Below are 16,512 nucleotides of genomic sequence, written 5' to 3'. Positions count from 1 at the left end.
TTAAAATTAAACAGTGTATTGCCGCCAGATGATCACGGAAAGGATCAGGACCGCGCCCATCACAATGCCCATGATATACCAGCGCAGAATGCCGCTCTGTGTGGCGGACATCATGCGGTGGAAATACCGCATTGCCGCCGCCAGGCCCGTGTACAGTTTATCGATCGCGTCTTTGCGGTTGAGGCGCGCCAGCTGTACGAACGGCTGCACAAACAGTACGTCGTACGCCACGTCGAAGCCCCAGCCGTTTTTCAGGAATGTTTTGACTTCTTTCGGGAAAGGAACGGTCAGCGTGCGCCATACGATGTAAATGCCGGTGAACGACAGCAAAGCCGCAACGGCCTGCGAGCCCCATTCCATCGCCACGCTGCCGTGCTCCGTGACTACGGCGGGCAGCACGGGCGAAAGGAAATCGCTGAGCAGGGTCACATGCCCCAGTGTATGCGGCAGTTCGATAAAACCGGCCAGCGTAGACAAAGCGGCGAGGATGTATAACGGCACCATCATATTCCATCCTGGATGATGGTGCACATGCGTTTTTTCTTTGCCGAAGAATACCAGCAATACCATGCGCGCCGTATACATGGCCGTGATGAAAGCCCCCACCACCGATACTATCCAGTACCCGGCATTTCCCTGTGCGGCAGTACCGGCCAGCCATACGATCTGGTCTTTGCTGTAAAAGCCCGCCGTTACGAAAGGAACGGCGGCCAGGGAAGCGGAGCCGATGAGGAACACCCAGAACACGCCGGGCAGGCTTTTCCGCAGGCCGCCCATTTTAAACATGTCCTGCTCATGATGCAGCGCCACGATGATGGCGCCTGCTCCGAGGAATAACAGGGCTTTGAAAAACGCGTGGGTGATGAAATGGAAGATGGCGGCCGACCACGCGCCCACGCCCAATGCGAGGAACATATACCCGATCTGGCTGATGGTGGAATACGCCAGCACTCTTTTGATATCGGTCTGCACAAACGCGCTGACGCCCGCCAGTATCAGCGTCACACCACCCACGATGGCTACGGTGGCCTGCGCCGCGGGCGAGAGCGTAAACAGGATATTCGTGCGGGCAATGAGGTATACACCCGCCGTTACCATGGTAGCGGCATGGATGAGCGCGCTCACCGGCGTAGGACCGGCCATGGCGTCGGGCAGCCAGGTTTGCAGCGGCAGTTGCGCGCTTTTGCCCACGGCGCCGCCGAGCAGTAAAAAGGCGATGGTCACTACCGTGGCATCGCCGGTGCTCCAGAGCGAGGGCGCTTTGGACAATATGTCGGTGAGCTGGAGGCTGCCGGTGTGCTGCACCAGCAGGAATAACGCGATGGCCATGGCGGTGTCGCCCACACGGGTAACGATAAACGCCTTCCGTGCGGCCGCGCCGTTGGCGGGGTCTTTATACCAGAAACCGATGAGCAGGTAACTGCACAGGCCCACGCCTTCCCAGCCGAAGTACAGCAGCAGCAGGTTATCGGCCAGCACGAGCATCAGCATCGCGCCCACGAAGAGGTTCATACAGGCGAAGAAACGGGCGAAGTCCGGGTCGTCCGCCATATAGCCGGTGGAATAAATATGGATGAGGAAACCGACGAATGTGATGACAAAAATGAACGCCAGCGACAACGCATCGAGGTGCAGGGTGATGCCGATCTGGAAGGTGCCCACGGTCAGCCAGTTCCACAGGGGCAGGTTGAACTGCTGCGTGCCGCTGCCGATAAACTCAATACCGGCCAGGATGGTGACCAGCGCAGCGATGCCGATGCTGCCGCAACCGATGGCGGCTACGCCTGCCTTCCCGATCTTCCTGGAAAGCAGCACCAGTAACAGGGCGCCCAGAAAGGGCATGGCCGGTACCAGGTAAATCCAGTTCATAACATTACATTTAAGTTATCCGTTCATTTTACTGGCTTCGTCACTGTCGAGCGTTTTGAGCTGATGATAGAGCTGTAATATCAATGCCAGGCCCACCGACACTTCCGCCGCCGCCATGGCGAGGATAAACATGAACATCACCTGCCCTTCCGGCTGCCCCCAGCGTGAGGCGGCCACGATGAATGCCAGGCCCGCCGCATTGAGCATGATTTCGACAGACACCAGCATAAAAATGATGTTGCGCCGGATGAGCATGCTCACCAGTCCCAATACGAACAATATGCCTGCAAGCACCAGGCCTGCTGTAGTGGATATTATCATTGTGCGGTTCTTTCAAGGAATCGATGGGTGATTTTTTTCTTCTGCCGGCCGAGGTGATAAGCACCTACGATGCCCGCCATCAGCAGCATGCCGGCCAGTTCAACGGCCAGCACATAGGGCCCGAACAGGCTTTTCCCCACGGCTTTCGGGTCCACCATCACGATCTCACCCGCCGGCAATACCGGCGGCTGCAGGATGAGGTAACCCAGCTCTATGAGCAGCACCGCGCAAAGCACGGCCGGGCCGATCCATATGCGCGGGCTCAGCCAGTGCCGCTCGTCTCCCGCGGTCTGCGGGCCGAGATTGAGCATCATCACAAAAAATATCATCAGCACCATGATAGCGCCGGCATAGATGATCACTTCCAGCGCGGCCATGAACGGCGCGCCGTACAGGAAAAATATCACAGCCACGCTCAGCAGCGATACGATGAGGTACAGCAGCGCGTGCATGATATTGTAGCGCGTGATCACCATGATGGTGGAAAATATGGCCACACCGGCGGCGATATAGAATGCAGGTCCCATAATGCGGCGTTTTAAGGCAGGAGGCTTTTGATGTCTACCGGCGGTTCTTCTTTCTGCGCGTCGCCCTTGTCTTTCCCGGCGATAGACATACCGGCCACCTTGTAATAATTATAACCGGGGTATTTCCCCTCGCTGTTGATCAGCAGCGCTTCCTTCTCATACACGAGGTTCTGGCGGTCGTATTCGGCCATTTCGAAATCGGGTATGAGCTGGATGGCGTAAGTAGGACAGGCTTCTTCACAAAAACCGCAGAATATGCAGCGGGAAAAATTGATGCGGAAAAAGCTGGGGTACCTTCTTCCGTCCGGCGCTTCGGCTGCCTGCAGCGAGATGCAGTCTACCGGGCAGGCCGCCGCGCAGAGGTAGCATCCCACGCAGCGCTCCCCGCCATCAGGGTCGCGGGTAAGCACGATGCGGCCGCGCCAGCGGGCCGGCAATGGCGCTTTTTCTTCCGGGTACTGGAAGGTTTCCCTTTTGTGAAAAGCGTGAAGGAATACCAGCCACATGCTTCTGATTAAACTGAACATAATGCGTGTTTTTCTATGACTTTATAACAGCTGCCTATGCAGATTTCATACTCAGTACGATCGCCGCCGTGACCAGCAGGTTCAGGAGCGACAGCGGGAACAATACTTTCCATCCGTATTCCATCAGCTGGTCGTAGCGCGGCCTCGGCATGGAGGCGCGCAGCAGGATGAACAGCGCGATGAACACGAAGGTTTTCAGCACGAACCATACCACGCCCGGCAGAAACGCGGGGCCCAGCCAGCCGCCGAAATACAGCGTCACCAGCATCGACGAAATGAGCGTAACGCCGAGGTACTCGCCGATGAAAAACATCCCGAATTTCATCCCGGAATATTCGGCATGAAAACCGGCCACCAGCTCACTTTCCGCTTCGGGAATATCGAAGGGCAGGCGGTGCGTTTCCGCAATGCCCGCAATGAGAAATATCACGAACCCCAAAAACTGTGGAACGATGAACCACATGCCCCGCTGCGCTTCCACCACCTCGCGGAGGTTAAAGCTGCCGCTCAGTATCACCACGCCCATCAGCGCCATGCCCATGAACACTTCGTAGCTGATCATCTGCGAAGCCCCCCGCATCGCCCCGAGCAACGCATATTTGTTGTTGGACGCCCATCCGCCGAGCACGATGCTGTATACGCCGAGCGACGACATGGCCAGGAAAAACAGCAGCCCGATATTGAGATCGGCCACCATGATGTCAGGCCCGAAAGGGATTACGGTAAAGCTCATCAGCACGCTGATCACCACCACGGCAGGCGCAAATACGAATACGACTTTATCGGCGAAGGGGGGTATCCAGTCTTCCTTGAAAAACAGCTTCAGCGTATCCGCCAGCACAATCAGGATGCCGAAGGGGCCCGCGCGGTTGGGGCCGTAACGGTCCTGCCAGAGCGCCAGCAACCTGCGTTCGAGCCATATGAGGCCGGCCGCCGTGTTGAGCAGCACGAATAAAACGCCTCCTATAATCCACCAGTAGTTCATAACACCTGTTTTAAGTGGTTGAAGGAACCTCGCTGTTATTGAACCGGATACACTGCGGCAGGTCGATGATCTGCGAGCCGGGCAGCCCGGCGTTCATCGCCGCAATGCCGCGCGGCAGCCAGTTGTTGGGCACGGCCGACAACAGGTAGGCGTGCCCCTGTATATGAAAATTCACCCAGCTGCCGGGCGTAATGTCCCATGCATGAAGGTCTTCCGGGTTCATGTAAATGCAGAAAAAGTCCTGCGCCCGCGATGCGATGCCGGGCGTATGCATGCTCAGTTCGTCGGAGCCGAAAATGCTGAATACCGGCATTACGTGCAGGTGGCCGGGCATGGGCAGGTACGGCTGCGGCGTTTCCGTAAAGAATGGAATGCTGCCGTTGACATGCGGCTCGAGCAGGCGTTTGCCCGGGTCGCCGCCGTGCAGGTGACCGCCTATTTCGGACTGGTACTTGTTGACAGACTGCACGGAGTTCCATCCCGGCGTCCAGAAGAATGGAATCAGCGGCGCGGGCGCTTCTCCCCGGAAACCTTCCATGGTAAAAGACAGCGGCGTATCCTCGTCTTCCGGCGGTTTGGGCTCGCTTACGTTTTCATTGGCCAGCATCGCCGTGCGGCCGCTGTAGCGGTGCGGTTCGCGGGGAATTTTCTGCCCGGCCATCCTGAAATCCGCGGTCGGCGCCAGGTGCGCCACGGCGGCCAGCGCGGGAATGGTGGTGGTCATCGCCCACACCACATCGTCGAGCAAATGAAGGCCATGCAGCCGTTCTACACCCGCTTTTTCGGCGATCTGCAAAAACCAGCGCCAGCTTTCCTGTATCTCCCCTTTCGGCACATATACCTGGTAATACCGTTGCGCGCGGCCTTCGTTGTTCACGATGGTGCCGTCCGCCTCCGCAAAGGTGCCCACCGGCAGCAGCACGGTGGCTTTTTCGGCGGTGGGGTTATATAGATGATCGGCCAGTATCACGTCTTTCGCATGCCGGAAAATCTCGTCTATCACATGTTTGTCCGCGCGCCGGTAGAGATCGTTCTCCAGCACGATCACCGTATCGGCTTCGCCGTTTTTGAGCGCATCCACCGCGGAATCGAGGCGGTGGCCGCCGAGCATTTCGAGGCCGAGGCTGTTGCATTCCGGCAGGGTGAGGCTCAGCATGGGCTGTGCGCCGCCCTGCATCAACGCCCAGCTGATATTGGCGGCCGCTTTCATCAAATGGTCGTAGCCTGTGCCGTAACCACCGATGATCAGCGGGCGTTTCGCCGCTTTGAGCGCGGCAGTGATCTGGTCTACCAGCGCCTGTTCCGTATCGTTCAGGTTTTTGACTTCCGTTACCGGCGCACCCAGCTGCCGGCTAACGGCGTAAGCTATACGGGCGAGGTTCTCCGGCGCATCGCGGTGGATGCCCGTGGCCAGCTCGTCGAGTTTGGTGGGGAACGTATGGAGGATGAAAAGCGGGCCTTTCGTTTCCTGCATGGCTTCTCTCAGCGCTGCATCATGCCACGCGGCGAGATGCACCTGCTCCATGGCCTCGTGCATGGGCACCTGCCTTACCGCCTGCCGCACGGCCAACGCCAGCATCGGCGCGGTATTGGTGAGGTCTTCACCCAGTATCAGCACCATGTCCGCCTGTTCGGCCTCGTGCAGCGATGGGGTGCGCACCGGCCCGTCGCGCAGGATCTTCAACGCGATGTTGGTATGATCGTGATCGGTGTCTGACATGCCGAGGTAAAAATGTTCCGCGCCTACCAGCTGCCGCAACACGAAGTTCGATTCGAGGCTGGCGCGGGGGGAACCGATACCGATGGTTTTGCCGTTGCGGAGTTTGGCGGCTACTTCCTGGATGATGTACTCGCGGGAAGAGGTCCCGTTGTGATGCGGCCGGATGGCGGGATGCACGATGCGCTGATCGCTGTTGACGAACTCATACCCGTACCGCCCGCGGTCGCACAGGAAATAGCCGTTCACATCGCCGTTGTAACGGTTCACGATCTGGCGGATAGAGCCATACCGCTCGCCGGCGCTGATATTGCAGCCCAGGGAGCAGCCCTGGCAAACAGACGGCGCATAGGTCATGTCCCATTTGCGGGTATAATGCGATTTGAGAGTTTTGTCGGTGAACACACCGGTAGGACAAACTTCCGCCAGGTTGCCGCTGAACTCGCTTTCCAGCGTGCCGCTCTGCTGCCGGCCGAAATATACATGGTTGTGGGCCGCGAACACGTTCAGGTCTTTTCCGCCGGCATAATCCTTATAAAAACGCACACAGCGGTAACACTGGATGCAGCGGTTCATTTCGTGGTTGAGGAAGGGGCCGAGGTCCTGGTTGTTGTACGTGCGTTTGGTGAAGCGATAATCGCGGTAGCTGTGGCCCGTCATCACCGTCATGTCCTGCAAATGGCAGGAGCCGCCTTCGTCGCACACCGCGCAATCGTGCGGGTGGTTGGTCATCAGCCAGCCGATCACATGTTCGCGAAAAGAGGTGGCGTCTTTATCTTCCACGGATATCCGCATTTTGTCGCGCACGGGCTCCATACAACTCATGACTATCCTGCCTTTGGTGTCGTCTTCGTCTTTAAAGCTCTTGATGGCACACTGGCGGCAGGCTCCCACGGAGCCAAGGGACGGATGCCAGCAGAAGTAAGGCAGGTTCAGGCCCAGCTGCAGACAAACCTCCAGCAGGTTCTTCCCGTCTTTTACCTCGTAGGGTTTGTTGTCTATGAATATCGTAGCCATAATGAAATATTCAGTTGAGGGTGTCGCTTCTTCCGTTGTTGTTTATGCCGAAACCGCCGCATTGTTTCCTTCAATCATGATACGGGCACTTCTTGTGTTTGATATGCTGTTCGAAATCTTCCTTGAAATATTTCAGCGCGCTTTGCAGCGGCTCCATGGCGCCGGGGGCCAGCGCGCAGAACGTGTTGCCGGGGCCCAGCAGCGTGGCGTGCGAGGCCAGCAGCGCCAGGTCTTCTTCCCTGCCCTTCCCCTGTTCGATGGCCCACAGGAGTTTCTCCGTCCACGGCAGGCCTTCGCGGCAGGGCGTGCAGAAACCGCAGCTCTCCTGCGAAAAAAAGTGCTCGAGGTTGTGCACGAAACCAACGGGGCAGGTACGGTCGTCGAGCACCACCATGGTGCCCGTACCGAGACGGCTGCCGGCGGCGGCCACACCGGTAAAATCCATCTGCACATCCATATGCTCTTCCACGAGAAAATCGGTAGAGGCCCCACCCGGTAATACCCCGCGAAAGCGGTAACCGTTTTGCATGCCGCCCGCATGCTCTTCAATGAGTTCACGCATGGTAACGCCCATCGGCAGTTCCCAGGCGCCCGGTTTATTGACCCGGCCGCTTACACCGTAAATTTTGGTACCGCCGTCCGCAGTGCGGCTGAGCGACTGGAACCAGGCAACGCCGTGATTGACGATGTGCGGGATATAACTGAGTGTTTCAACATTATTGACGATCGTAGGCCGGCCGAACAATCCGCTCACCTGCGGGAAGGGCGGTTTGGCGCGGGGCGTGGCGCGTTTGCCCTCGAGTGAATTGAGCAGCGCCGTTTCTTCGCCGCACATGTACCGGCCCACACCGGTGTGCAGGTGCATCTCCAGGGAATAATCCGTGCCGAGGATGTTTTTGCCGAGATAACCGGCATCGTAGGCTTCCGCGATAGCTTTGCGGATCTCCACCGCCGCCTGTTTGTACGCCCAGCGCAGGAACACGAAGGATTCGGTGGCCTGGATCGCGTATGCCGACACGATCATGCCTTCGATGAGCTGGTGGGGATTACCTTCGAGCAGCCAGCGGTCTTTGAACGTGCCGGGCTCCATTTCGTCGGCGTTGGCCACGAGGTATTTGGGCCCGGGCACATCCATGGGCACGAAGCTCCACTTCATGCCGGTGCTGAATCCCGCTCCTCCCCGGCCGCGCATATTCGCTTCCTTCACCAGCGCCGTCACGTCTTTCGGCTCCATGTGCCGCACGGCTTTGCGCACAGCCTGGTAACCGCCGACGGCTTCGTACTGGCGCAGGCCCAGTGGCGGAAAGGTGATATGTTGTGTTAAGGGACGTTCCATGATCAGGTATATTTAGCAAGAATGGCTTCCAGGTCGTCCGCACTCAGATCACGGTACAGATCATCGTCTACCATGAGGGCAGGCGCATGATCGCAGGTACCGAGGCAGGGATTGGGCAATAACGTGAAGCGGCCATCCGGCGTGGTTTGACCGTATTGTATGCCAAGCAGCTGCACCAGCTGCTGATGCAGCGCGCGGAGGCCCATCACATAACAGCTGATGCTGTCGCACAGCAGAATGATATGACGGCCAACGGGCTGGCGGAAAATGAGATTGTAAAATGTCGCTACGCTGTCTACCTCCTCGGGGCTCATCTCGAGGATATCCGCTACATCGCGGATGCCTTCGTCAGACACCCACCGGCGATGCCCCTGTACGATCTTCAACGCCTCTATGCAGGCCGCCTTTTTCACCGGCACCTGCCGGATCTCGTGTTCGATTTGTTCCTTTTCTGCAATGGTGAGCATAGTCTGTTCTGTTTTAACGGTCAATGTCGGCCAGCACGTAATCCATCGCGCCGAGTATGGATAACAGGTCGGCTACGGTGTAACCGCGACTGATATACGGGATCATCTGCATGTGCGCGAACGACGGGGTGCGGACGCGGACGCGGTACGGCGAGGTGTTGCCGTCGCTCGTAACGTAATAACTGTTCCAGCCCTTCGTCGCTTCCGTGATCACGAGCGATTCCCCCGCCGGCATTACCGGGCCCCAGCTGACGTTGAGGAAGTGATGGATGAGGGTTTCGATGTCTTCCATCGTAAACTGTTTCAGCGGCGGCGTGGTAAGCGGATGATCGGATTTGTAAGGGCCTTCGGGCATGTTGTTCAGGCATTGCTCGACGATGCGGAGGCTCTGCCACATTTCGTTCACGCGCACCTGGGCACGGGCGTAACAATCCCCGTTCTCCGCCACGGGAATGTCGAATTCGTAATTTTCATAGCCGCTGTAAGGCTGCTTTTTACGCATATCCCAGGCGAGGCCACAGGCGCGAAGGCCGGGGCCGGTTACGCCCCAGTCGATCGCCTCTTCCTGCGTAAACACGCCGATACCAACGGTGCGCGCTTTAAACAGGCTGTTGCGCATCACCATCTTATCGTATTCTTTCAGTTTTTTCGGGAAATAGCTCACAAACTCACGCACCAGCTTGTCCCAGCCCCTTGGCAGGTCCTGCGCCACGCCGCCGATGCGGAACCAGTTGGGATGCATGCGGCCACCACAGATGGCTTCGATGATCTCGAAGATGCGTTCGCGATCGGTGAACATATAAAACACAGGGCTCAGCTGGCCCACGTCCTGCGCGAAGGTGCCGTACCACACGAGGTGGCTCGCGATACGGAACAGCTCACAGAGCATCACGCGGATCACTTCCGCGCGTTGCGGTATTTTGATGCCGGCCAGTTTTTCGACAGACAGCAGGTAGGCCAGGTTGTTGTTGACGCCGCCGAGGTAATCGATACGGTCGGTGTAAGGAATGTAGGTATGCCAGCTCTGGCGCTCGCCCATTTTTTCCGCGCCGCGGTGGTGGAAGCCGATATCCGGCACCGCATCCACGATGTCTTCCCCGTCGAGCTGCAGGATGATGCGGAGCACGCCGTGGGTGCCGGGGTGCTGGGGGCCGATGTTGAGGAACATGTAATCGGAATCTTCGCTCTGCCGCTGGAGGCCCCATTCTTCAGGGTTGAACTGGAGCGCGGCCTGCTCCCTGTCTTCCTTCTCGTCAAAGAGCCGGAAAGGTCCCATTTCGGTGGCCCGTGCGGGATGCTCCTTGCGGAGCGGGTGCCCCTCCCAGGTGGTCGGCATGAGGATACGTTTGAGCAAAGGGTGGCCGTCGAAGCGGATGCCGAACATATCGTACACTTCGCGTTCGTACCAGTTGGCGGCGGGCCATAAATGCGTGATGCTGGGGGTCACGGGGTATTCTCCGCGGAGCACTACTTTGAGGCGGATTAACGCGTTACGCTCGAAAGAAAAGAGATGATAAACAAGGGTAAAATCGCCGGTGCCGTTGTACTTACTTTTTAAGGCACGCTCATCGATGGCCGTGAGGTCATAGAGCATGCGGTAAGGTTGTTCCACATCACTGCGGAGGTACTCCAATACGGCAATAATCTTCCCTTGCGGCGTCCAGATGGTGGGCGTCTCATCCCGGGTGAGCTGTTCGTGGAAAATATTCTCACCGAAGCGGGAGCAGAGGGTTTGAAAGATGCTCGCAGGCATGATAACAGTTTTAATTGTATCAATGCGCCATGCTGCCTAGCTTTTCCAAGCTTTTAATCCCTTGCTGTAATGAGCTCTTGTATCAGTTTGACCGTTATGGTGTTAATTACAATTTTTCTCCGGGTTCCTGCAAACGCACGATGGCTTCCTTTTCCACGGCAATCCACTGTTGCTGGTCTTTCGCCGTATGTGCCGCAGGGTGTATGAACCTTTTGCGGAAACGGGCGGCGGCATTGCTTAGAATGCTGCGGCCGTGGCCGAAACAGGCGATATCGAAATCGAACGTGGCGAGGCGTTCCAGGCTATGCCGGGCTTCCACCAGGTTTTCGTAAAAACAGGCGTAACTCAGCCCGAACATATTGTCCGCCGCATCGGCGGCGAACATCACGTTTTTCTGGCCGGGCAGAAAGAACGCGAGCTGACCGGGACTATGCCCCGGGATGTGGATGACATGCATGCCGCCCGCCATGGGCAGCCAGTCGCCGTCTTCCATCAGTTCGTCGGCATTGGCCGGGGGTATTTCGCTGGAGGCTTTTTTGACGAAGAGGTTGTAAAGCGTTTTGTTCAGGAAGCTGGTAAACACGGGTTCCGGTGGTTTGGGGATGAAACCTTCGGCCAGGTGGGGCGCTTCCGCAGCATGCATCCATACTTTGGCGGGCGTTGCCCGTTTCAGTTCCGCTACGCTGCCTGCGTGGTCCGGGTGGGCATGGGTGAGCAGGATGTGCTGGATATCTTCAGGAGCACGGCCTATTTCGCGAACGGCCGCCAGTATTTTACCCGTACTGCCGGGAGCGCCCGTGTCGATCAGCGTCAGCGCATCGTCTTCCACGATGAACGCATTCACCATCCCTAACGGCAGCTCATAAACGTTTGCTGTGATTCTCCTGATTTTCATAGATGCCTTTGATTTTAGTTATATCTCGTCGGTTGTTTTGAAATCGGTCATATTGTTTCGCTTCTCCTTATGCACTTCCTGCATCGAAATTTTCTCCGGTTTGATCACGCCCTGGTCCCCGATGGTCCAGCTGAGGGGGCGTTTTTCCTTGCCCACGGACTGCTGCAGCAGCACCAGACCGTGCATGAACGCATCGGGCCGGGGCGGGCAACCGGGTACATATACATCTACCGGGAGAAACTTGTCGACGCCCTGCACTACGCTGTAAATATCGTACATCCCGCCGGAATTGGCGCAGGAGCCCATCGAAATCACCCAGCGGGGTTCCATCATCTGTTCATAGAGGCGTTTGATGATGGGCGCCATCTTGATGAACACGGTGCCGGCGATGATCATCACGTCCGCTTCGCGGGGCGTGCCCCGTATCACTTCCGCGCCGAAGCGGGCGAGGTCGTACTTGGGCGTCATGCCGGTAGCCATTTCCACGAAGCAGCACGAAAGACCGAAGTGGAAAGGCCACATGGAGTTTTTGCGGCCCCATGCCACCAGGCGCTCCACAGACGTCAGCATTACGCTCTGCCCCACGGACTCTTCCATGGAAAAATTGCCGGAATGCTGCGGCGCGGCTTCTTTCGGTTCAGTTAACCACCACTTCATCGGGTATATGTTTTATGGTTTGTTCTTTCCGCATCTTTTTGTAGGCCCGCAGGATCTTTTTACCGTCGGGCCCGAAGTCGAGCGCCCCGTTGCGCCATTCGTAAATGAGCACTACGAGAAGTATAAAAATAAAAACGGCGGCGCCGATAAAGCCCGCCCACCCCAGCTCATCGAAAGCGATGGCCCAGGAGATCACGAACACCGTTTCGATGTCGAAGATCACAAATAACATGGCTACAAGATAAAACTGGGATGGAAAGCGCATTCGCGCAGAGCCGGTAGACAGGATGCCGGCTTCGTAGGCTTCACCCGTGGAACGGTCGTTGTGGCGCTGCCCCAATACGTAGGACAGGCCCAATATGGCAGTCACCAGTACCAGTACGATGGCTCCAAATACAAGGAAAGGCCAGGCAGGGTTCATGGCAGTTCGTTTTATTGTTTGCAGTGATGTGATGCTGTTCTCCGATCAATTGTTTTATTGCAGTGCAACACGAGACGATACCGTTCTTCCGTATAAACAATAAAACAAACAGGCAATACAACCGCCTTTGAATAATGGCTCAGCTGTACAACATAGCGTACAGGCCCTTTTCAAACCAGTTATTGCCGGATACCGGAAAATGCCTTTTAATTGTAGTGCCAGGCTAGTGATGAGTGCCGTGAATATAGCATTCGAGGTTTTCGATGATGTGTTTTTGCTCGTCCATGATGTACTTTACTACGTCACCAATGGAAATGAGACCGATCAGCCGCCCGTTATCGTCTACTACCGGCAGGTGCCTGATTCTTTTATCAGTCATCTTGCACATGCAGTTTTCAATCGTTTCGTCTTCTGTAACAGTAATTGGATGCTCCGTCATTATCTCACGGATAGTTGTTTCTTTGGAAGCGCGTCCTTTCAGGATCACCCTTCTCGCATAGTCACGCTCGGAAAATATTCCCAGGAAGCGCTCTCCCTCGTCGACTACGACAAGGGCGCCAACGTTCCGGTCTACCAGTACTTTAAGGGCTTCATAAACGGTACTGTCCGGATGTACGGAATAAACTGCATGACCTTTGCCCACCAAGATATTTCTGACTCTCCCCATGGTAAGCTGTATTAAGTGTTAAACAATACGAGTGTGGAATCACTACTTTAAGTTACTTTTTTTTATCGGGAATAGCAAACAGTAAAAAGGAAAAAGCCCCGAAGAACTTTTTCCTTTTCACTGCCGGCGTTATAATTTAACGCTTTACAATTGATATTTTTTACTCCATTGTTTTCTCCCCTGTTATTGTCGCTGCAGTGGTCTGATGCTGGTCGAACACGATGATTTCGTTTTCTCCTTTTTTCAGCCATGTAGCGGGACAGTACAACCGTTTCTGCGGGCCGATTTCCCAGTAGCGGCCGAGGTTGTGGCCGTTCACCCATACGATGCCCTTTTTGTAGCCGGTCATATCGATGAAGGTATCCCCTGTCGCATCCAGCTGAAAACGCCCTTTGAAATACTGCGCACGTTTGTCGGGCGAGGCTTTGGAAGGGGTCAGTTTCGTCACGGCCTCTTCCGTCATCGGCAGGCCGTATACGTCCCAGTTCATAAGCGTCATGCCGTTCAGGGTAACGCGGTCGGTAATGCCTTTACGGTCTATGAGGTATTGCGCGAAGTTGATGCGGCCCATGCCTTCCACAAGAATTTCCAGCACGGGATCTTTCACTTCGGTCTTCGGCAGGTCGATGGTACGCTCGCCCAGCCTGCGGTCGAGCTTGCCGATGTATTGCCCGTTGAGATAGATGGTCGCGTAATCGTGCAGGTCGGTGATGGTGAGCTTGCCGCTTTTATGACCGATGAGCGTGGTTTTATAGAGCATGAAACCGTAATCCTGTCCGTATGCTTCGAACGTTTTCGGCTGTACCGACGCCACCGGCTGCGGCAGGTGCTCCCAGATGCTGGTAAGCGGTTGCAGCTGCACCGCCGGGAAGCTGATCACGGGCATGGCGGCCGGTATTTTCGGGAGTTTTTTCCCTTTGGGGAGGTACGACGCGATGAGGTTGCGCAGCGCCATGTATTTGGCCGTGGTGTCGCCGCGCTCGTTGATGGGCGCGTCGTAATCGTAGCTCGTCAGATCGGGCTCATAGCCTTTGCCGCCGGAGTTGGCGCCGGCCGTGAAACCGAAGTTCGTGCCACCATGTATCACGTAGAAGTTGAAGGACTTTTTATTGTCCATCAGGTATTTGATCTCCTTCACGATACCGGGAATGCCGGGCCTCGCCCACTTTTCGCCCCAGTGGGTGAGCCAGCCGGGATACGACTCGCTGCTGAAAGAAGGAACATTGGGATTCTGTCTGGCAGCGGCCGCGAAGTCGGCGTCGGACCCGCCTGAATCAAGGCCGATGGCCGCACCGGGGATCGAGCCCGCTTCCAGCATATGGGCGGTGGGGCCGTCGGCCGTGTAATACGGTACGTCGATGCCGTTGTCGTCCCACAATTGTTTCAAACGGAGGAGGTAATTCTTATCGTTGCCGAAGCTGCCGTATTCGTTTTCCACCTGCACCATCAGGATAGGCCCGCCTTTGGTCACCTGCAGGTCTTTCACTTCTTTGGCCAGCGCCTTCACATACCGTTCCACCGCCGCCATGTACCGCGGATCCATACAGCGCACCTTGATATCAGGGATGCGCAGCAGGTAAGGCGGCAGGCCGCCGAATTCCCATTCCGCACAAACGTAAGGGCCCGGCCGGAACAGCACCCACATGCCTTCTTCCTGGCAGATGCGCACGAACTCCGCGATGTTGCGGTTGTCGGTGGCGAAGTCGAACGTGCCTTCCGTTTTTTCGTGGTAGTTCCAGAAGATGTACGCCGCAATGGTATTACAGCCCATCGCTTTGGTCATCTGGATGCGGTGACGCCAGTATTCTTTCGGGATGCGGGCAGGGTGCATTTCCCCGCTGATGATCTGGTAAGGTTTGCCGTCGAGCAGAAACTCCGACTGGCCCAATGTAAACGTGTGCGCTTTTTTAACGGCCTGTGCCTGTGAAACATAACAACACAGCGCCAGACCGGCGGTGAGGAGTAGCTTTTTCATACAAACTTTAATGACATGTTTAAGTACGTAAACCTACTGAATATTGTGCTATTTTCTGCGGGGAGAACTGCCTTCAACGAAAAAAGCGGAACCAACGGCTCCGCTTTTCAAATGGCTGCAACTGTTTTCCGACGGCTGCCGGCGCAGGATTATTTTTTGGCTTTTATGTTCAGCGCAATATCAACTTCCTGGGAAATCATCCAGTCTTTCGGATTGCCTTCGGTACCGTAAGTGAGGCCCCAGTCCTGGCGGTTGATGGTAAATTTGGATTCAACGGTTGTTTCATCGCCGCTGAAAGTCACTTTCGCAGGGAAAGTCACGTTCACGGTTTTGTCCTTGATGGTAAGGTTACCGCTGATGGTATTGGTGGCGCCTTCCACTACGCTCTTGGTGGTGGCTGCGTCAAAGGCGGTAACGCCGGTGATCTCGAACTTTGCCGTGGGGTATTTTTCCACTTCAAAAAAGTCGGCCGTCTTCAGGTGACCGTCCAGGTCGGTTGATTTTTTACCGCCGGAGCTGGCCGGATCTACGGAAGCAGAGTCGGTGGTGAGGGAAGCAACGTCGATGGTAAAGGTACCGCCGGTAATAGCGTTGTTTTCAACAGCCAGTGTGCCGGAGCCTTTCAAAGTGCCAAACCGGGGGTTCAGGCCGCCTTTATGGTACCCTGTCCATTTCAGCGTGCTTTGGGCCGCATCTACGGTATAGGTGGCGCCTTTTTGCTCCGCTACCTGCTGCTCTGAGGCAGTAGCGGCTTTATCGCCCGTAGAGCCTCCGCATGAGATTAAAAAAAATACAGCCGCAAGGGGCGCAATAGACAGCTTTTTCATTGTCGATGAATTAAAATTTTTGGTTTGGTGAAAAATCACGGGGCAAAATTAATGAACTGTAGTATACAAAAGCCATCAGTTTCCTTTTGGAAACTAGTTTCCTATTGGAAAGGGCGGTATATTTCCTAATTTTGTACCGGAATTTTGCCACATGAAAAAACACGCGGAAGTAAATGGCAGCGGATGTTGCAAAGCAAGGATCACGGCCATCAATGATACGATGGACGTCTTGTCCGGCAAATGGAAGTTTCACATCCTCGGCACGCTGCTTCAAACGGAAAAGATCCGGTTTATGGACCTGCTGCGGGAAGTGGAGGGCATCGGCGCCAAAATGCTGTCGAAGGAATTGCAGGACATGGAGGTCAACAGGCTGGTCAGCCGTACGGTGCTCAACACCAAACCTATCACGGTGGTGTATGAAGTAACGCCGCTGGGCCAAACGCTCAAACCTATTATCGACGAAATGGCCAAATGGGGCATTGCTTACAGGGAATCGTTGCTGAAAGGCAAATCATGATCATTGCATTATATCGCGCGAAATACCGCTAAGA

The 16,512-nt window shown here is 56.0% G+C and carries 16 protein-coding genes; 1 reads left to right on the top strand and 15 read right to left on the bottom strand.

The window, feature by feature from the left end; all coding sequences use genetic code 11:
• Window positions 1-6 precede the first annotated feature (6 nt).
• The 15 genes from nuoL to EGT74_RS25825 form a co-directional block, all read right to left on the bottom strand.
• On the bottom strand, window positions 7-1,869 hold the full coding sequence (gene nuoL / locus EGT74_RS25895; protein WP_123849518.1) for an NADH-quinone oxidoreductase subunit L: 1,863 nt from the start codon (window positions 1,867-1,869) through the stop codon (window positions 7-9).
• Between the two features lie 15 nt (window positions 1,870-1,884).
• Window positions 1,885-2,190 (bottom strand): NADH-quinone oxidoreductase subunit NuoK, encoded by a 306-nt coding sequence (gene nuoK, locus EGT74_RS25890; protein ID WP_123849517.1) that lies wholly within the window; start codon window positions 2,188-2,190, stop codon window positions 1,885-1,887.
• A complete protein-coding gene (gene nuoJ, locus EGT74_RS25885; RefSeq protein ID WP_123849516.1) occupies window positions 2,187-2,717 on the bottom strand; it encodes an NADH-quinone oxidoreductase subunit J in 531 nt (176 codons plus the stop codon). The genes nuoK and nuoJ overlap by 4 nt, the downstream gene beginning before the upstream one ends.
• Before the next feature lie 11 nt (window positions 2,718-2,728).
• Entirely contained in the window at window positions 2,729-3,244 is a 516-nt protein-coding gene (nuoI, locus tag EGT74_RS25880) for an NADH-quinone oxidoreductase subunit NuoI (RefSeq protein WP_123849515.1), read from the bottom strand.
• A gap of 34 nt (window positions 3,245-3,278) precedes the next feature.
• Window positions 3,279-4,229, bottom strand: a complete 951-nt coding sequence (gene nuoH / locus EGT74_RS25875; protein ID WP_123849514.1) for an NADH-quinone oxidoreductase subunit NuoH — start codon at window positions 4,227-4,229, stop codon at window positions 3,279-3,281.
• A gap of 10 nt (window positions 4,230-4,239) precedes the next feature.
• Window positions 4,240-6,963, bottom strand: a complete 2,724-nt coding sequence (gene nuoG / locus EGT74_RS25870) for an NADH-quinone oxidoreductase subunit NuoG (RefSeq protein WP_123849513.1) — start codon at window positions 6,961-6,963, stop codon at window positions 4,240-4,242.
• A 70-nt stretch (window positions 6,964-7,033) separates the two neighbouring features.
• Window positions 7,034-8,299, bottom strand: a complete 1,266-nt coding sequence (nuoF, locus tag EGT74_RS25865) for an NADH-quinone oxidoreductase subunit NuoF (RefSeq protein ID WP_123849512.1) — start codon at window positions 8,297-8,299, stop codon at window positions 7,034-7,036.
• Between the two features lie 2 nt (window positions 8,300-8,301).
• Window positions 8,302-8,766, bottom strand: a complete 465-nt coding sequence (gene nuoE, locus EGT74_RS25860; protein WP_123849511.1) for an NADH-quinone oxidoreductase subunit NuoE — start codon at window positions 8,764-8,766, stop codon at window positions 8,302-8,304.
• A gap of 13 nt (window positions 8,767-8,779) precedes the next feature.
• Complete coding sequence (gene nuoC / locus EGT74_RS25855; protein WP_123849510.1) at window positions 8,780-10,519, bottom strand: NADH-quinone oxidoreductase subunit C/D; 1,740 nt, start codon at window positions 10,517-10,519, stop codon at window positions 8,780-8,782.
• 106 nt (window positions 10,520-10,625) lie between these two features.
• Window positions 10,626-11,414, bottom strand: a complete 789-nt coding sequence (locus EGT74_RS25850) for an MBL fold metallo-hydrolase (protein WP_123849509.1) — start codon at window positions 11,412-11,414, stop codon at window positions 10,626-10,628.
• A gap of 18 nt (window positions 11,415-11,432) precedes the next feature.
• Window positions 11,433-12,071, bottom strand: coding sequence for an NADH-quinone oxidoreductase subunit B (locus EGT74_RS25845; RefSeq protein ID WP_123849508.1), 639 nt, complete (start codon window positions 12,069-12,071; stop codon window positions 11,433-11,435).
• Window positions 12,052-12,492 carry an NADH-quinone oxidoreductase subunit A gene (locus EGT74_RS25840; protein WP_123849507.1) on the bottom strand — a complete coding sequence of 147 codons (441 nt, stop codon included), beginning with the start codon at window positions 12,490-12,492 and terminating at the stop codon, window positions 12,052-12,054. The genes EGT74_RS25845 and EGT74_RS25840 overlap by 20 nt, the downstream gene beginning before the upstream one ends.
• 223 nt (window positions 12,493-12,715) lie before the next feature.
• Window positions 12,716-13,159 carry a CBS domain-containing protein gene (locus tag EGT74_RS25835; protein WP_123849506.1) on the bottom strand — a complete coding sequence of 148 codons (444 nt, stop codon included), beginning with the start codon at window positions 13,157-13,159 and terminating at the stop codon, window positions 12,716-12,718.
• A 160-nt stretch (window positions 13,160-13,319) separates the two neighbouring features.
• Complete coding sequence (locus tag EGT74_RS25830) at window positions 13,320-15,134, bottom strand: glycoside hydrolase family 35 protein (RefSeq protein ID WP_123849505.1); 1,815 nt, start codon at window positions 15,132-15,134, stop codon at window positions 13,320-13,322.
• Between the two features lie 149 nt (window positions 15,135-15,283).
• Window positions 15,284-15,961: a YceI family protein gene (locus EGT74_RS25825; RefSeq protein ID WP_123849504.1), complete on the bottom strand. Its 678-nt coding sequence runs from the start codon at window positions 15,959-15,961 to the stop codon at window positions 15,284-15,286.
• Window positions 15,962-16,112: 151 nt separating this feature from the next.
• Between EGT74_RS25825 and EGT74_RS25820 the strand changes: the two genes are divergently transcribed.
• On the top strand, window positions 16,113-16,478 hold the full coding sequence (locus EGT74_RS25820) for a winged helix-turn-helix transcriptional regulator (RefSeq protein WP_123849503.1): 366 nt from the start codon (window positions 16,113-16,115) through the stop codon (window positions 16,476-16,478).
• The last annotated feature ends 34 nt before the right edge of the window (window positions 16,479-16,512 follow it).

The organism is Chitinophaga lutea, from assembly GCF_003813775.1.
GTDB classification, from domain to species: domain Bacteria; phylum Bacteroidota; class Bacteroidia; order Chitinophagales; family Chitinophagaceae; genus Chitinophaga; species Chitinophaga lutea.
The sequence above is the reverse complement of the archived record's forward strand: the minus strand, read 5'-3'. Positions and strand labels throughout refer to the sequence as shown.